General features: G+C 73.5%; 14 protein-coding genes. 9 read left to right on the top strand and 5 right to left on the bottom strand.

Annotated features, from left to right (window positions below; all coding sequences use genetic code 11):
• Positions 1 to 1179 carry a CaiB/BaiF CoA transferase family protein gene (locus tag ACFVU9_RS13815; RefSeq protein WP_380437485.1) on the bottom strand — a complete coding sequence of 393 codons (1179 nt, stop codon included), beginning with the start codon at positions 1177 to 1179 and terminating at the stop codon, positions 1 to 3.
• Positions 1180 to 1518: 339 nt separating this feature from the next.
• Between ACFVU9_RS13815 and ACFVU9_RS13820 the strand changes: the two genes are divergently transcribed.
• The 5 genes from ACFVU9_RS13820 (at position 1519) to ACFVU9_RS13840 (ending at position 6127) form a co-directional block, all read left to right on the top strand.
• Positions 1519 to 2043: a GNAT family N-acetyltransferase gene (locus tag ACFVU9_RS13820; RefSeq protein WP_380437487.1), complete on the top strand. Its 525-nt coding sequence runs from the start codon at positions 1519 to 1521 to the stop codon at positions 2041 to 2043.
• Positions 2044 to 2206: 163 nt separating this feature from the next.
• Positions 2207 to 3199 carry a hypothetical protein gene (locus ACFVU9_RS13825; protein ID WP_380437489.1) on the top strand — a complete coding sequence of 331 codons (993 nt, stop codon included), beginning with the start codon at positions 2207 to 2209 and terminating at the stop codon, positions 3197 to 3199.
• A gap of 16 nt (positions 3200 to 3215) precedes the next feature.
• Complete coding sequence (locus ACFVU9_RS13830) at positions 3216 to 4487, top strand: histidine kinase (RefSeq protein ID WP_380437491.1); 1272 nt, start codon at positions 3216 to 3218, stop codon at positions 4485 to 4487.
• A gap of 164 nt (positions 4488 to 4651) precedes the next feature.
• Complete coding sequence (locus tag ACFVU9_RS13835; protein WP_380437493.1) at positions 4652 to 5323, top strand: response regulator; 672 nt, start codon at positions 4652 to 4654, stop codon at positions 5321 to 5323.
• Between the two features lie 150 nt (positions 5324 to 5473).
• Positions 5474 to 6127: a Pr6Pr family membrane protein gene (locus tag ACFVU9_RS13840; protein ID WP_380437495.1), complete on the top strand. Its 654-nt coding sequence runs from the start codon at positions 5474 to 5476 to the stop codon at positions 6125 to 6127.
• 51 nt (positions 6128 to 6178) lie between these two features.
• Here the strand turns inward: ACFVU9_RS13840 and ACFVU9_RS13845 are convergent, their stop codons facing one another.
• From ACFVU9_RS13845 to ACFVU9_RS13855, 3 genes are all read right to left on the bottom strand, one after another.
• Positions 6179 to 6553, bottom strand: coding sequence for a toxin Doc (locus ACFVU9_RS13845; RefSeq protein ID WP_380437497.1), 375 nt, complete (start codon positions 6551 to 6553; stop codon positions 6179 to 6181).
• Between the two features lie 10 nt (positions 6554 to 6563).
• A complete protein-coding gene (locus ACFVU9_RS13850) occupies positions 6564 to 6776 on the bottom strand; it encodes a hypothetical protein (RefSeq protein WP_380437499.1) in 213 nt (70 codons plus the stop codon).
• 212 nt (positions 6777 to 6988) lie between these two features.
• Positions 6989 to 8596 (bottom strand): ABC-F family ATP-binding cassette domain-containing protein, encoded by a 1608-nt coding sequence (locus tag ACFVU9_RS13855; protein ID WP_380437501.1) that lies wholly within the window; start codon positions 8594 to 8596, stop codon positions 6989 to 6991.
• A gap of 571 nt (positions 8597 to 9167) precedes the next feature.
• Here ACFVU9_RS13855 and ACFVU9_RS13860 point away from each other — a divergent pair.
• The 4 genes from ACFVU9_RS13860 to ACFVU9_RS13875 all read left to right on the top strand — a co-directional run bounded on the left by ACFVU9_RS13860 (position 9168) and on the right by ACFVU9_RS13875 (position 13738).
• Positions 9168 to 10397 carry a trypsin-like serine peptidase gene (locus ACFVU9_RS13860; RefSeq protein ID WP_380437503.1) on the top strand — a complete coding sequence of 410 codons (1230 nt, stop codon included), beginning with the start codon at positions 9168 to 9170 and terminating at the stop codon, positions 10395 to 10397.
• A gap of 173 nt (positions 10398 to 10570) precedes the next feature.
• Positions 10571 to 12226: an ABC-F family ATP-binding cassette domain-containing protein gene (locus tag ACFVU9_RS13865; RefSeq protein WP_380437505.1), complete on the top strand. Its 1656-nt coding sequence runs from the start codon at positions 10571 to 10573 to the stop codon at positions 12224 to 12226.
• Positions 12227 to 12344: 118 nt separating this feature from the next.
• The gene (locus ACFVU9_RS13870; RefSeq protein ID WP_380437507.1) at positions 12345 to 13028 is read left to right on the top strand and encodes a nitroreductase family protein; all 684 of its coding nucleotides are present in this window, start codon (positions 12345 to 12347) and stop codon (positions 13026 to 13028) included.
• Between the two features lie 104 nt (positions 13029 to 13132).
• Entirely contained in the window at positions 13133 to 13738 is a 606-nt protein-coding gene (locus ACFVU9_RS13875; RefSeq protein WP_380437509.1) for a GNAT family N-acetyltransferase, read from the top strand.
• 12 nt (positions 13739 to 13750) lie between these two features.
• On the opposite strand, the gene ACFVU9_RS13880 is transcribed toward ACFVU9_RS13875, so the two are convergent.
• Positions 13751 to 14704, bottom strand: a complete 954-nt coding sequence (locus ACFVU9_RS13880; RefSeq protein WP_380505322.1) for an aldo/keto reductase — start codon at positions 14702 to 14704, stop codon at positions 13751 to 13753.
• Positions 14705 to 14982: the final 278 nt, after the last annotated feature.

Consider the following 14982-nt stretch of genomic DNA (forward strand, 5'->3'; position numbering starts at 1 on the left):
CTACGCTCCTTGTTCTGCTGCGGAGTTGTCCGGGTCGGGGCTCAGGAGGGGCACGTCCCAGTCGCGGGCCACCTCGGCGGTGTGCGCGCCGGGCCTGGCCGGCGGGCGGCGCAGCGAGCCGGGGGTGGCGGAGAACCGCGGGGCGGGGGCGGGCTGGGTGACGCCGTCCGCCTCGACGTAGGTGCCGCGCGCCGCCAGGTGGGCGTCGGAGACGGCCTGGCGCAGCGTCAGGACGGGTTCCACGCAGGCGTCGGAGCCGGTGAAGACGGCCTCCCACTCGGCGCGGGTGCGGGTGGCGAAGCGTTCGGCGATCAGGGTGCGCAGTTCGGGCCAGCGGGCGAGGTCGTGCTGGCCGGGCGCGTCCGGGCCGAGGCCGAGCAGGCGGGCGAACTCGGCGTAGAAGCGCGGCTCCAGCGCGCCGACGGCGAGGTGACCGCCGTCCGCCGCCCGGTAGACCGCGTAGAAGGGGGCGCCGCCGTCGAGCAGGTTCACGCCCCGGCGGTCCTGCCAGTGGCCGGCCGCGAGCAGGCCCCACAGCATGCTGCCGAGGTGCGCGGCGCCGTCCACGATCGCCGCGTCGACGACCTGGCCGGTGCCGGTGGCGCGGGCGTGGTGCAGGGCGGCGAGCAGGCCGACGACGAGGTAGAGGGAGCCGCCCGCGTAGTCGCCGAGCAGGTTCGCGGGGATCCCGGGCGCCTCCTCGGCCCCGCCGGGGGCGGCGACCAGCCCGAGCACGCCGGCGACCGCCGCGTAGCCGATGTCGTGTCCGGCCTGCGCGGAGCGCGGCCCCTCCTGCCCCCAGCCGGTCATCCGGCCGTACACCAGCGCGGGGTTGCGCGCGAGGCAGGCGTCCGGGCCGACGCCGAGCCGCTCGGCGACCCCGGGCCGGTAGCCCTCGATCAGCAGGTCGGCCCGCTCGACGAGGTCGAGCACCCGGGCAGGCCCGTCCGGGGACTTGAGGTCGATCAGCACCGAGCGCTTGTTGCGGTTGGTGACGTCCCGCGCCGGGTCGATGCCGAGCGGCGAGGGGTCGGGCCGGTCCACCCGCACCACGTCGGCGCCGAGGTCCGCGAGCAACATGCCGGCGAACGGCCCGGGGCCGATCCCCGCGAGCTCGACCACCCGCACACCCGCCAACGGACCGCCACCCGAGGCCTGGGAACCACTGGTGTCACGCACTGGCTGCAGAACCCTTCGGGGTTTGACAGTAAAGCTGTAACACTCGCGATGATAGAGAAGCGACCCGCCGGTAACAAGACCTCGACACCCCAACCCCCCCGTGCCGCGACGACCACGGAGAGTCCCTCCGCCCGCTGACGGCGCTACCCAATAACGTCTTCGCGCTGCGAGGGGCACCCCCTCCGCACCGGGAAAATGTGAGCCACGCAGGGGGAACCCGGACTTCACCACCCGGCCGGGGGCGAGGCGGTCGGATGTGAGCCGATTCCGTGAGGCGGACGACGGGGGTAATGGTCTAGGGTGCACTGGATCTATTACGGATGACACGGGGGAACCGTCATGACCGTTGCCGGACGCACGATCGTCACCGAGACCGGACGGCTGCTGCTGACGCGGCCGCAGGACGACGACGTGGAGGCGGTGTTCGCCGTTCACGGGGATCCGGAGACCAACCGGTACAACCCGCACGGGCCGCACCGGGAGCGCTCGGAGAGCCGGGCGATGCTGGACGGCTTCGTGGCGCAGTGGACGCGGGACGGGGTCGGGTACTGCACGGTGGCGACGCGCGAGGAGCCGGGGGTGGTGATCGGGTTCGCGGGGGTGTGCTTCCACACGCTGGACGACGAGCCGGTGTTCAACCTCTACTACCGGTTCCGGCCCGCCGCCTGGGGGCTCGGGTACGCGGCCGAGGCGGCCCGGGCCGCGCTCGCGGAGGCCCTGCCCCGGTTCCCCGGCCTGCCGGTGACCGCGCTGATCCGTGCCGACAACCTGCCGTCGCGGCGGCTGGCCGAGCGGCTCGGGCTGGTCCCGGACCCGGACGGCAGGGTCGACCACGAGGAGCGCCTGATCCACCGGATGCCCTGAGACCCCACCCCGCCCCACCCCGCCCCTTCACCTCCCCTCACCCTCCCTCTCCCCCCTCCCCTCCCCCTGGCGCAGGACCCCGTTGCCGGATCCCCCGCCAGGGGGAGGGGGATCGTTTCCAGGACCGACGTGCCGCCCCCGCCCCCGGCGCGACCGTAGGGGCATGAGGAACAAAGAGGATGTGGTGCGGGGCGTCGCGGCCGGAGTCGCGATGGCCTCGACGGTGCCCTACCTGACGCTCAAGTCGCTCTGGCTGAGCGGGTCCGAGGTCGGCGTGCGCGACCCGGGCTCCATGGACAAGCTCTGGCTGCTCAACCTCATCACCTTCGGGATGGACGCGATCGCCCTGGCACTCGCGCTCACCTTCGTCCGGCCGTGGGGCCGACGGGTGCGGGCCGGGCTGGTGGCGTTCCCGATGTGGGTGGCGACCGGGCTGCTCGGAACGATCCTGGTGGCCGTGCCGGTGACACTGATCGCCGGGCTGGTGCTCGGCCCGGAGCACCAGAACGCGGCGCAGCAGGCCGACGACGGCCTCGCGGGCTGGGTGTTCGGGCTGGTGTACGGCGGGTTCTCGGTGCAGGGCGTGGCACTGATCCTCGCCTTCGTCCTGTACGCCCGCCGGCGCTGGGCGGGCCTGCTGCACGACCGGATCGGCGACCTGCCGGACTCCCCCACGCTCGTCGTGCAGCGCGTCTTCGCGGGCGTGGCCGCGCTGCTCGGGCTGGGCGTCGCGGTGGTCCGGGCGTACTGGGCGGCGGGCGGGACGGTCGGGCTGCCGCTGCAGTGGGCCGAGGAGCGCAGCAGGTCGATCGCGACGATGGACGCGGTGACGGCGCTGATGGCGGTGGCCTCCGCCGGTGCCCTGCTGGTGCTGGTATTCCGGATCGGGCCGGGGCGGCGGCTGCGGACGCCGTTCGCGGTGGCGTGGACCGCGGCCGGGTCGGTCTTCGCCTGGGGCGCCTGGCAGTTGGTGGCGTTCGGAAGCACGACGACCGTCCCGGACCTGCCTCACGCGGTGCCCGGGCTGATGGTCCTGGTGGAGGCCGGGCAGGTCGTGGCCGGCCTGCTGGCCCTGGCGGCGGGCGCGATGGCGCTGACCGAACGGGCGGCGGCCGCCGCCGCAAGGCCGTCGCCTGCCGTAGAGTCGCGCGCGTGACCACGGGGGCGGGCAGGTGAAAACGGGCGCGCGGGCGCAGCGGCAGGGGCGGATCCGGCGGACGGCGGAGACGCTGTTCGGACGACGGGCACGGCTGCGCTGGGTGCACCTGGTACTCGGCGGCGCCCTGCTGATGCCGTACTGGCTGCTGTCGCAGGTACTGTTCGGGGCGCTCAACAACAACCAGTCCCACCTGCGCCAACTCCTGCTCCAGCTCCTCTCGGTGGGCACCTCGCTGCCGATGGCCGCCGTCACCGCCCTGCTGCCGACCGTCCGCACGCTGGAGAGCGCGGCGGCGCGGGCCCTGTGCACGCCCGACCGGCCCGAGGCGCTGGCCACCGGCCCCGCCCGGTCGTGGGCGGCCCGGCGCCGCGCGGCCGGCTGGTACGTGCTGCACCTGTTCCTCGGCGGGGTGGTCGCCGGGATGACGCTGGCCGGGGCGCCGTTCGCGGTCGTGCTCATCTTCGACTTCCCGGGGGTCAACGACCTCACCCACTACTGGGAGCGGGGCTTTCCCGGCTGGATGCTCACCGGCGTCGCCCTCGGCCTGGCCGTCCTGGCCCTGATCGCCGGCACCAACGCGGCGTGCGGCGCGCTGCTCGCGCGTTGGGCGCCCGTCCTGCTCGGCCCGACCCCCGAGGAACGGCTGGCCGTGGCCGAACGCCGGGCCGCCGTGCTCGCCCAGCGCAACCGGCTGGCCCGGGAACTGCACGACTCGGTCGGGCACGCGCTGAGCGCCGTCGGCATCCAGGCCTCGGCGGCGGCCAGGGTGCTGCGCAGCGACCCGGACTTCGCCGCCGAGGCGCTGGCCGCGATCGAGGAGACCGCGCGGGCCGCCGTCGCCGAACTCGACACCGTGCTCGGGCTGTTGCGCGAGGAGGAGACCGGAGACGGACCCGCCGGCCCCACCCTGACCGGGCTGGACGACCTGCTGCGTCAGCTCGCCCGCACCGGCGTGCGGGTCGACGCCGAGCTCTCCCCCGGCCTGGACCGGCTCCCGCCGGCGGTCTCCCGCGAGGCGTACCGGATCGTCCAGGAGGGCCTGACCAACGTGCTGCGGCACGCCGGGCCCGCGCCGGCCGCGCTGCGGGTGGCCCTGGCCGACGGCCGGGTGGACATCGAACTGACCAACCCCTTGGGCTCCGCGCGCCCCAGCCGCCCCGGCGGCGGGCGCGGGCTGCGCGGCATCGGGGAACGGGCGGCGGCGCTGCGCGGCGGCAGCGAGGCGGGGCCGACCGGGGACGGCACGGCGTGGCGGCTGGCCGTCTGGCTGCCCGCCGGCCGGTAGGAACGGATGGAACGCCGGCCGATCAGCCACCGGACACCGGACATCGACCACACACCCACCGGACGCCGACCGATGCGAACCGACACCGACCGACGCCGACCGAGCGCCACCCAGACGCCAACCGAACGCCGACCGAACGCCAACCAACCGACGGGGAAGACGAGATGACGGGGAACATCCGCGTGGTGATCGCGGACGACGAACGGCTGGTCCGGATGGGCCTGCGGGTGGTGATCGACGCCGAGCCGGACCTCGACGTCGTCGGCGAGGCGGCGGACGGCGCCGAGGTCGTGCCACTGGTGCGCGAACTGCGGCCGGACGTCGTGCTCATGGACGTCCGGATGCCCGGCATCGACGGGATCCGGGCGACGGAACAGCTGGTCGGCGGGATGGCCGAGCCGCCGCGGATCCTCGTCGTGACCACCTTCGAGCACGACGACCACGTGTACGACGCGCTGCGGGCCGGTGCCGCCGGGTTCCTGCTGAAGCGGGCGCGGGCCGAGGAGATGGTGCAGGCGGTGCGGCTGGTCGCCCGCGGGGACTCGCTGCTGTTCCCGGCGGCCGTCCGGGAGCTCGCCCTGCGGCACGCGCCCGCGGCCGCCCGCGGCGCCGCCGCCCCGGACCGGGGGCCGATCGGGCGGCTGACCGAGCGCGAGGCCCAGGTGCTGCGGCTGATGGCCACCGGGCTGAACAACGGGGAGATCGCGCGGGAGCTGGTCGTCAGCCAGGAGACGGTGAAGACCCACGTCGGCAGCGTGCTCGCGAAGCTCGGCGCCCGGGACCGCACCCAGGCGGTGATCGCGGCGTACGAGTCGGGATTCGTGCTCCCCGGCTGAGCCGCTCGGGGTTCGCGCTCCCCGGCTGAGCCGCTCAGCGCCCTCCACGCAGGAACGATTCTTTCATCCGGCCACTACCTGCGAGTAGAGTGCTTCGATCCCCTGCCCGTCCGATACCTCCCGTATCGCCTGAAACGAACTGGTGGCCGCATGTCAGTCCGGACCCGCCCGGCGCTGTGGTGGCGCATGGGCATCGCGCTGTCGGCATTCCTCGGTCTGACGCTCGGCAACGCGTCGCTCGTGTACTTCACCGTACAGAGCAACGTCATCGTGCTCGGCTACTTCATCGGCGCGGCCTACTGGATGCTCAAGCGCGGCACCGTGGACGCGCCCGCGCCCAGACTGCGCGGCGCCGCCACGCTGTACATCGTCATCACCGGGCTGGTCTCGCACATCCTGCTCCAGCACGGCGCCAACCCGCTGCCGGGGCTCGTCGACGGGCCGGACAAGCTGGCGCACTGGTCGTCGTTCTTCCTGCACTACGTGACGCCGTTGATGGTGGTCGCCGACTGGCTGCTGCTCAAGCCCCGCAACGCCTCCGCCTGGCGGGACATCCCGCTCTGGCTGGCCTTCCCGCTCGGGTACGCGGCGATCGTGCTCACCCGCAACGCGCTGTTCGCCGACTTCCCGCTGAAGTACCCGTACTTCTTCTTCGACCCGACGACCAAGGGATACGGCTACGTGTGGGGTCAGATCGGCATGCTGACGGTCGAGTTCGTCGTGCTCGGCGCGGCCGTGGTCGGCCTGGACCGGCTGGGCACGCTGGTCGCGGGCAAGCTGCGGCCCGCCGCCACCGAGGCGTAGCACCGAACCCCGGCGGCCGGTCGATCACTCGTGGGATCCGCCCACGCGTGCTCAGATCCGCCAGGAGCGGATCCGGTCGGCCGCCGTGTAGACGTCCGCCCGGCCCTCGGCGACGTCCCGGGCCAGCTCCACCAGCGCCCCGTACGGAGGGTCGACGCCCTCGCCGGCGGCATGCATGTACGCGGCCGTGGTCATGCAGGCGTACAGGTTGTTGCGCACCGGGAGCGGCCGCAGCAGGACGATCGTGTGCATCAGCGTCGCGGCGCACCACGCGGCGTCGGCCTCGTGCCCGAGCTGCGCGGTGTTGACCCGGTGTCGCGCGACGGCGGCCTGGAGCGCCGAGTAGTCCCGCACGCTGAGGTCCTCCGGCGAGGCGTGCTCCTGGACGTCCAGCAGCCAGCGCAGATCGACGTGCAACACCGTCACGCCCGCCCCCTCACGCGGCGGGCGCGTCCTCCGGGAACGCCGCGTCGAACTCCGCGCGGTGCTCCTTCCAGAAGGACACCGCGTGATCGACGAAGACCCGCCGCTGCTGCTCCCGCACGCTCAGGTCGTGCACGTACGCCTTGACACTCTTCCCGTCCGCGGCCGCCGCCGCCCGGATCGCGGCGAGCTCGTGCTCGGTGTACTCGATGTTGAGCGCTGGCATGACCCCGATGCTACTGGCTCCCAAGGCAGTTGAACACCGGACCGCACCACGGCGCGGAAGGACGGCTTCGACGGTCCGGGCGTCCCGCCGGACCCGCGGGTGCCGGTGTTCACCCCCGACGAGCGGGCCGGGCTCAAGGACTCGGCCCTGAGCCCGGCCCGCCGTGTGCTGTCGGACGAGGAACAACATCGGTGGGCGGGAGCAGGCCACGGCTACATCGGGGCCACCGCCCTCAGCTCCCCGTCCAGCTCCAGCCACCGCGTGAGACCGAGGCCGCGCAGGAACGGCAGGTCGTGGCTGGCCACGATCAGCGCGCCCTGGTAGGCGGCGAGCGCCTGGGTGAGCTGGCGGACGCTGGCGAGGTCCAGGTTGTTGGTCGGCTCGTCGAGCAGCAGGAGCTGCGGCGGCGGGTCGGCCAGCAGCAGGGCGGCCAGGGTGGCCCGGAACCGCTCGCCGCCGGAGAGCGTGACGGCCGGCTGGTCGGCCCGCCCGCCGCGGAACAGGAAGCGGGCGAGCCGGGCGCGGATCGCGTTGTCCCCGGCGGCGGGGGCGAACCGCTTGACGTTCTGCGCGACGGTGAGCCCGTCGTCCAGCAGGTCGAGCCGCTGGGGCAGGTGGCGCAGCGGCACCGGCGTGGTGACCTCCCCCGCCGGCGGGACGAGTTCGCCCGCGATGGTGCGCAGCAGGGTGGTCTTGCCGCTGCCGTTGCCCCCGACCAGCGCGATCCGCTCGGGGCCGCGCAGGTCGAGGTCGGCGGTGGCGCCGTTGGGCAGCCGGACCTTCTGCAGGGTGAGCACGGTGCGACCGGCCGGGACGGCGGTGCGCGGGAGGTCGATCCGGATCTCGGCGTCGTCGCGGACCGCCTCCTCGGCGGCGGTGAGCCGCTGCTTGGCCTCCTCCAGCCGCTCGGTGTGCATGCCGGTGAGCCGGCCCGCCGTCTCCTGGCCCTGGCGTTTGAGCATGCCGGCGAAGATGTGCGGGTCGTTGCGGGTGACCGAGCGCTTCTTGCCGTAGCTGGCGCTGCGGTCGAGCCGGATGCGGGCGTCGGCGAGGTCCCGCTTCTGGCGCTGGACGTCGGCCTCGGCGTTGCGCAGGAGCCGCTCGGCCGTCTCCTGCTGGGCGGCGAGCGTGCGCTCGTACTCGGTGAAGTTGCCGCCGTACCAGGTGATCCGGCCGTCGCGCAGGTCGGCGATCTGGTCGACGTGTTCGAGCAGTTCGCGGTCGTGGCTGACGATCAGCATGACGCCGCGCCAGCCGGCCACCGTCTCGTAGAGCCGCTCGCGGGCGGCACGGTCGAGGTTGTTGGTGGGCTCGTCGAGCAGGAGGACGTCGGGGCGGCGCATCAGCAAGGCGGCCAGCCGCAGCAACACGGCCTCGCCGCCGGAGAGTTCGCCGGTGGTGCGGTCGAGGTCGAGCCGCTGGAGGCCGAGCTTGTCGAGGGTGGCGCGGGCGCGCTCCTCGACGTCCCAGTCGTCTCCGACGGCGTCGAAGTGGTGCTGGGCGGTGTCGCCGGACTCGATGGCGTGCAGGGCCTCGCGGGCGGCCCGGACGCCGAGCGCCTCGTCCACGCGCAGGGCGGTGTCGAGCGTCAGCCCCTGCGGCAGGTAGCCGAGTTCGCCCGCGACGCGGACGGTGCCGCCGGAGGGCGTGAGGTCCCCGGCGATCAGCCGCAGCAGCGTGGACTTGCCGGCGCCGTTGAGCCCGATCAGGCCGGTGCGGCCGGGGCCGACGGCGAGCTGGAAGCCGTCGAGGACGGACTTGCCGTCGGGCCACTCGAAGTCGAGGTCGGTGCAGAGGACGGCGGTGGTGGGTTGTGCCATGGTCGGCCTCCCGGTTGGTTGCTGGTGGAGAAACGGGGTGAGCAACACGGGGAGACACCGCGGGTGCGGAAGGGCGCGAAAGGGCTCGGCGGAAAACGGCGGGAAGCGGCGGAGAACGGCAGAACGCGGCGGAGGACAGCTGAGAAGAACGCCGCACGAGCCGTGGGGAACCACAGGGGCCGTGACCGAGGTCGCACACCATGACGCACACCGCGCGGCGAAGCGGCCTGCGCGGCGGGGCGGTGTCCTGGGACCTCAGTAGTTCAACGGCCTGCTCCTGTTCGGGTGACTGACGGACACGACGCTACGGACCCCGCGCACCGCTCCGCAACCGAATTTCCGTACGCCCCGCGGACCGGCGTCGGAGCCGCGGGACCGGCGCCGGCGAAGGCGGCAATGCCGAGGTGCCGATCCGGTGCCGATCCCGTGACAGCCTCGTCGCAGTCGGGGGCGGACGTGAGAAAGCCCTTATGCGGCATGGCAGACTCCTCACCTGCCATACCTGCGGCCCTCGCGGCCGTACCCGCGGATCGGGCCGTATGGCGTTCATTCACAGGGGGAACAGAACACGATGTCATCGATATCCCGGACCACCCGTGCCGCCCTGGGCGCCTCCGTCGTCGCGCTGACGATGGTGCTGGCCTCGGCGTGCGGCCCGGACAACAGCGACAGCTCGACCGGGGCGCAGACCGCGGCGCCCACCACCGCTGCCGCGGCGGGCGACACGGCCAAGCCGGGCGCCGCGCCGATCAAGCTCCCGACGGTCGACGAGATCAAGAAGTGGAAGCCCGAGGACTGGGAGAAGTGGGCCCAGGCCAACGTCATCACCCCGGCCGTCAAGGGCTACTGGGACCTGCAGAAGATCCTGAAGGCGAAGCCGGTCAAGCCGGGCCTGGGCAACCAGCCCACCGGCCAGCCGACCGCCCCGGCCCCGACCGGCGCCGCGCCGGCACCGGCCCAGCCGACCTCGCAGGCCCCGGTCCAGCCGCCGGCCGACGGCGGCAACGACCCGAAGCCGGCCCTGGTCCAGATGAAGCCGGTCCAGCACCCGTTCGCGAAGAACCTGAACGTCAACGGGAAGCTGTTCTTCATGGACGGCACCCAGGAGTACGTCTGCTCCGGCACCGTGATCTCCGACCCGGCCAACCCGGGCAAGAGCAACCTGGTGTGGACCGCGAGCCACTGCCTGCACGGCGGCAAGGGCGGCAAGTCGCACACCGACATCGTCTTCGCCCCGGCCTTCAACAGCAACGGCGTGCTCAGCGGCGGCAAGCAGGGCTCGCTGGCGCAGGCCGAGCCGTTCGGCGAGTGGGGCGCCACCGCCGGCATCGTGTCGCCGACCTGGGCCGGCGAGGCCGACCCGGAGAGCGGCGGCCCGTGGAGCCAGTACGACTTCGGCATCGTCCGGGTCGCCAACCCGGACGGCGGCGGCAAGTCGCTGGAGGAGACGGTCGGCGGCTCCGTGCCGGTCTGGTTCAACGCCCCGCGCGACCAGATCACCGCGGTCAGCAGCTACGGCTACCCGGCCGCCAAGCCGTTCGACGGCATGGAGCTGGACCACTGCGACGGCCCGAAGCCGGCCCGCCGCACCATCGACCCGTCCCGCCCGGCCATGCTGACCTCCGGCTGCAACGGCACCGGCGGTGACAGCGGCGGCGGCTGGTTCGCGATGAAGGACGGCAAGCAGGTGCTGGTCTCGGACACCTCCATCGGTGGCGAGGACAACACCTGGGAGGCCGGGCCGTACCTGGACGACGTCGCGGCCAAGGCGCTGGACTACATCTCGAAGAAGACGAAGTAGCACCACGAAGCAGCACCGCGCAGGAGCACCACGAAGTAGCGCCGCGCGGGAGCAAGCCGAGCGCCTGAACGCATGAACGTCCAGGCGAGTGAGCACCGGGGCCGTGGCTGGGAACAGCCGCGACCCCGGTGTTTTCCGCCCGGGGCCCGCGGCTCCGTAGAATCGGCCCCATCATGAGCGCCACACTCGTAGTCAAGGACCTCAGCGCCGGCCACGGCGAACGCACCCTCTTCTCCGGCCTGGACCTGGTCGTCGCCCCCGGCGACGTGATCGGCCTGGTCGGCGTGAACGGCGCCGGCAAGTCGACCCTGCTGCGGCTGCTGGCCGGGCTGGACACCCCCGAGGCGGGCTCGCTGCGGCTCAGCCCGGCGAGCGCCAACGTCGGCCACCTGCCGCAGGAGCCGGAGCGGCGCGAGGGCGAGTCGGTGCGCGACTTCCTGGCCCGGCGCACCGGCGTCGCGGCCGCGCAGGCCGAGCTGGACGCGGCCACCGAGGGCCTGGTCGAGGGCCGCCCGGGCGCCGACGACGCGTACGCGACCAGCCTGGACCGCTGGCTCGACCTCGGCGGCGCCGACCTGGAGGAGCGCGCCGAGGAGGTCGCCGACTCGCTCGGCCTGAAGGTCTCGCTCGACCTGCCGATGACGGCGCTGTCCGGCGGCCAGGCCGCCCGGGCCGGCCTCGCCTCGCTGCTGCTCTCCCGCTACGACGTCTTCCTGCTCGACGAGCCCACCAACGACCTCGACCTGGACGGCCTGGAGCGGCTGGAGGCCTTCGTGAAGGGCCTGCGCGCCGGCACCGTGCTGATCAGCCACGACCGCGAGTTCCTGGCCCGGACGGTCACCAAGGTGCTGGAGCTGGACCTGCACCAGCAGCAGGTCAACCTGTACGGCGGCGGCTACGAGGCGTACCTGGAGGAGCGGGCGGTCGCCCGCCGGCACGCCCGCGAGGAGTACGAGGAGTACGCCGACACCAGGTCCTCGCTGGAGGCGCGCGCCCAGATGCAGCGCAACTGGATGGAGCACGGCGTCCGCAACGCCCGCCGCAAGAGCGGCGACAACGACAAGAACGCCAAGGCGAAGCGCACCGAGTCCACCGAGAAGCAGGCCTCCAAGGCCCGGCAGACGCAGCGGATGATCGAGCGGCTGGACGTGGTCGAGGAGCCGCGCAAGGAGTGGGAGCTGCGGATGGAGATCGCCACCGCGCCGCGCTCCGGCTCCGTCGTCGCCACCCTGCGCGCGGCCGTCGCCCGCCGCGGCGACTTCTCCTTCGGCCCGGTGGACCTGCAGATCGACTGGGCCGACCGGGTCGCGATCACCGGCGCCAACGGCGCGGGCAAGTCCACGCTGCTGGCCGCCCTCCTCGGCCGGCTCGAACTCGACGGCGGCAGCGCCGTGCTGGGTTCGGGCGTCGTGGTCGGCGAGGTCGACCAGGCGCGCGGGCACATCTTCAAGAACGAGCACAGCCTGGGCGGGGAGCCGCTGGTAGAGGCGTTCTCCGCCGCCGTACCGGAGCTGTCGCCGGAGGACGTGCGCACGCTGCTCGCCAAGTTCGGCCTGAAGGCGGTGCACGTGCTGCGCCCGGCCGCCACCCTCTCCCCCGGCGAGCGCACGCGCGCCGCGCTGGCGCTGCTCCAGGCGCGCGGGGTCAACCTGCTCGTGCTGGACGAGCCCACCAACCACCTGGACCTGCCCGCGATCGAGCAGCTGGAGTCCGCGCTCGCGTCGTACACCGGCACGCTGCTGCTGGTCACGCACGACCGGCGGATGCTGGACACCGTCACCGTGAACCGGCGCCTGGAGGTCCGGGACGGACGGGTGCACGAGCTGTAGCAGCTGCACGTCCGGGCCGGGCGCAGCACGGCGCGCACGACACGCGGCACTTGGCGGTTCCGCCGGGATTGGTCTCGACCTCTTCCCGGCGGAACCGTCATGTGCTGTGCTGTCCGCCATGGTTGAGAGTGCAGAGAGCGCAGTGGCGGAGACGGCCCACCCGACCGTCCCGCACACCCCGATGACCGTGCCGGCCCACGAGGCCGAGGCCCGCAGCAGGTCGTTCCACGACGTGATGGCGCAGCGCCGCACCGTCCGCGACTACTCCACCCGCCCGATCCCGGACGGCGTGGTCGAGTGGGCGGTCCGCACCGCCAACACCGCGCCCAGCGGCGCGCACGTGCAGCCGTGGCGGTTCGTGGTGATCACCGACCCGGAGCGCAAGCGGCGGCTGCGCGAGGCCGCCGAGGCGGAGGAGCGCGAGTTCTACGCGCACCGGGCCTCGGAGGAGTGGCTGACGGCGCTGGCGCCGATCGGCACCGACTGGCACAAGCCGTTCCTGGAGGACGCGCCGGCGGTGATCGTCGTGTTCGAGGTGCACAAGGGGCCGGGCTCGCCGCGCCCGTACTACACGAAGGAGTCGGTGGGCATCGCGGTCGGGCTGCTGCTGGCCACGCTGCACCAGGCCGGACTGGCCACGCTGACCCACACGCCGAGCCCGATGAAGTTCCTGAACGAGGTGTGCGAGCGCCCGGCGGAGGAGCGCGCCGCGTACGTGATCCCGGTCGGCTACCCGGCCGAGGGGGCGCGCGTGCCGGACCTGCGGCGCAAGGAGCTCGACGAGGTGCTCGTGCGGCTCTGAGCGCTCCCGCGACCGCGGGGCCGCGGACGTCCGCCTCCCGCGTGCTTCCGGTCCACGGCGGACGCCGCTGGTGACAGGTCCTGGCCAAGGACATAATCGCCGTCATGAGCGACGCACAGCCACGGTCCTGTGACCACCACCCGGCGGCGCCGGGCGAGGCCACCGCCGGCCGGCCCCCGGAGCTGCTGCGGCTGGCCGGCGGCGTCTCGCTGCACCGTCGGCTCAGCACACACACGGCCGCGCTCACCAAGGCCGTCCGCGCCAACCTGGACCACCTGCGGCCCTGGCTGGAGTGGGCGGCCGAGGCGCCGAGCCGGGCCAGGACGGCCCGGCTGACCAGGGCCGGAACGGCGGCCTGGGACGCCGGCACCGACTTCATGTACCTGGTCGGACTGGACGCCGAACCCGGCAGCGTGATCGGCGCGTTCGGCCTGCACGGCCGGATCGGCCCCGGCGCGCTGGAGATCGGCTACTGGGTGAGCGCCCGGCACGTCGGCCGCGGCATCGCGACCACCGGGGCCGGGGCGCTGACCTCGGCCGCGCTGGCGCTGCCCGGGATCGCCCGGGTGGAGATCCGCTGCGACCAGGCGAACGGCGCCAGCGCGGCCGTCCCGCGCAAGCTCGGCTACCGGCTGGAGCGGATCGCCGACGCCGCCGTCCGGGCCCCGGCGGAGACCGGACGGCAGCAGGTGTGGGTCAAGGAGCGGTAGGATCCGGGCCGCTCAGTAGCGCCCGCCGGTCGCCGACGGGATCGCGTCCAGCTCGGCGAGGTCCGCCGCGGAGAGCACGACGTCGGCCGCGCCGGCGTTGTCCACCAGGTAGCGCGGGGTCCGGGTGCCCGGGATCGGGAAGACGTACCGGCCCTGCGCCAGCGTCCAGGCCAGCGCGACCTGCGCGGGCGTCGCGCCGATCCGCTCGGCGACCTCCCTGACCTTCGCGACCAGCGCCAGGTTCGCCTTGAGCGCGTCCTGCTGGAAGCGCGGCAGCCGGCGGCGGAAGTCGTCGGCGGGCAGCTCGTCGAAGGAGGAGATGCTGCCGGTCAGGAAGCCGCGGCCGAGCGGCGAGAACGGCAGGAACGCGATGCCCTGCTCCTCGGTGTACGGCAGGACGTCGGCCAGGGCGTCCCGGGTCCAGAGCGAGAGCTCGGACTGCACGGAGGCCACCGGGTGCACCGACTGAGCCCGCTTGATCTCCTCGACGGTCGCCTCGGACAGGCCGATCCGCCGCGCCTTGCCGGCCTGGACGACCTCGGCGAAGGCGCCCCAGGTCTCCTCGATCGGGACGGCCGGGTCGACCCGGTGCAGCTGGTAGAGGTCGACGTGGTCGGTGCCGAGACGGCGCAGGCTCTCGTCGATCGATCGCCGCACGTGCTCGGGGCGCCCGTTGCGGTCCCCCTGGCCGCTGCCGCCCGGGACGATGCCGACCTTGGTGGCGAGGAACGCGCGCTCGCGGTACGGGCCTGCGAGGGCGGCGCCGACCACCTCCTCGTTGGTGTAGGGCCCGTACATGTCGGCCGTGTCGATCAGCGTGACGCCGAGGTCCAGCGCCTGGCGGATCACCTGGACGGACTTCTCGTCGTCCCGGTTCCCCACGTCGTAGGCGTGGGTCATCCCCATGCAGCCGAGGCCGAGGACGCCGATCTCCGGGCCGTTGAGTCCGAACGGGGCGGTACGCATGATGACGGTTCTCCGATCTGGTGGCTCAGTTCCGGTGGCCCGGTTCCCGTGGCCCAGCGGACCGACCTGCTCAGCGGGCCAACGGGGAACAGCCTCCACCTTGGAGTGCACTCAAGGTCAAGCGCGGCACGGTTCCGGGCCCGTGCGGAACCGTGCGGAGCCGTCTCCTTAAACGCGTCCTAAACCTGCTCACGGCGGGCCCCCGGGACCGGGGAAGTGCTTGACGTGCACAGCTGGTCTAGTCCAGTTTGATCCTCAGCACCCCACGCAGCTCCCCC

The sequence above is a fragment of the Kitasatospora sp. NPDC057936 genome, assembly GCF_042887525.1.
GTDB lineage: Bacteria > Actinomycetota > Actinomycetes > Streptomycetales > Streptomycetaceae > Kitasatospora.

Excerpts from the sequence above, each read along its gene's own strand:
- ACFVU9_RS13820 (WP_380437487.1), top strand. The coding sequence starts at position 1,519 with ATGACCGTTGCCGGACGCACGATCGTCACCGAGACCGGACGGCTGCTG.
- ACFVU9_RS13825 (WP_380437489.1), top strand. The coding sequence starts at position 2,207 with ATGAGGAACAAAGAGGATGTGGTGCGGGGCGTCGCGGCCGGAGTCGCG.
- ACFVU9_RS13835 (WP_380437493.1), top strand. The coding sequence starts at position 4,652 with ATGACGGGGAACATCCGCGTGGTGATCGCGGACGACGAACGGCTGGTC.
- ACFVU9_RS13840 (WP_380437495.1), top strand. The coding sequence starts at position 5,474 with ATGTCAGTCCGGACCCGCCCGGCGCTGTGGTGGCGCATGGGCATCGCG.
- ACFVU9_RS13850 (WP_380437499.1), bottom strand. The coding sequence starts at position 6,776 with ATGCCAGCGCTCAACATCGAGTACACCGAGCACGAGCTCGCCGCGATC.
- ACFVU9_RS13855 (WP_380437501.1), bottom strand. The coding sequence starts at position 8,596 with ATGGCACAACCCACCACCGCCGTCCTCTGCACCGACCTCGACTTCGAG.
- ACFVU9_RS13860 (WP_380437503.1), top strand. The coding sequence starts at position 9,168 with ATGTCATCGATATCCCGGACCACCCGTGCCGCCCTGGGCGCCTCCGTC.
- ACFVU9_RS13865 (WP_380437505.1), top strand. The coding sequence starts at position 10,571 with ATGAGCGCCACACTCGTAGTCAAGGACCTCAGCGCCGGCCACGGCGAA.
- ACFVU9_RS13870 (WP_380437507.1), top strand. The coding sequence starts at position 12,345 with ATGGTTGAGAGTGCAGAGAGCGCAGTGGCGGAGACGGCCCACCCGACC.
- ACFVU9_RS13875 (WP_380437509.1), top strand. The coding sequence starts at position 13,133 with ATGAGCGACGCACAGCCACGGTCCTGTGACCACCACCCGGCGGCGCCG.
- ACFVU9_RS13880 (WP_380505322.1), bottom strand. The coding sequence starts at position 14,704 with ATGCGTACCGCCCCGTTCGGACTCAACGGCCCGGAGATCGGCGTCCTC.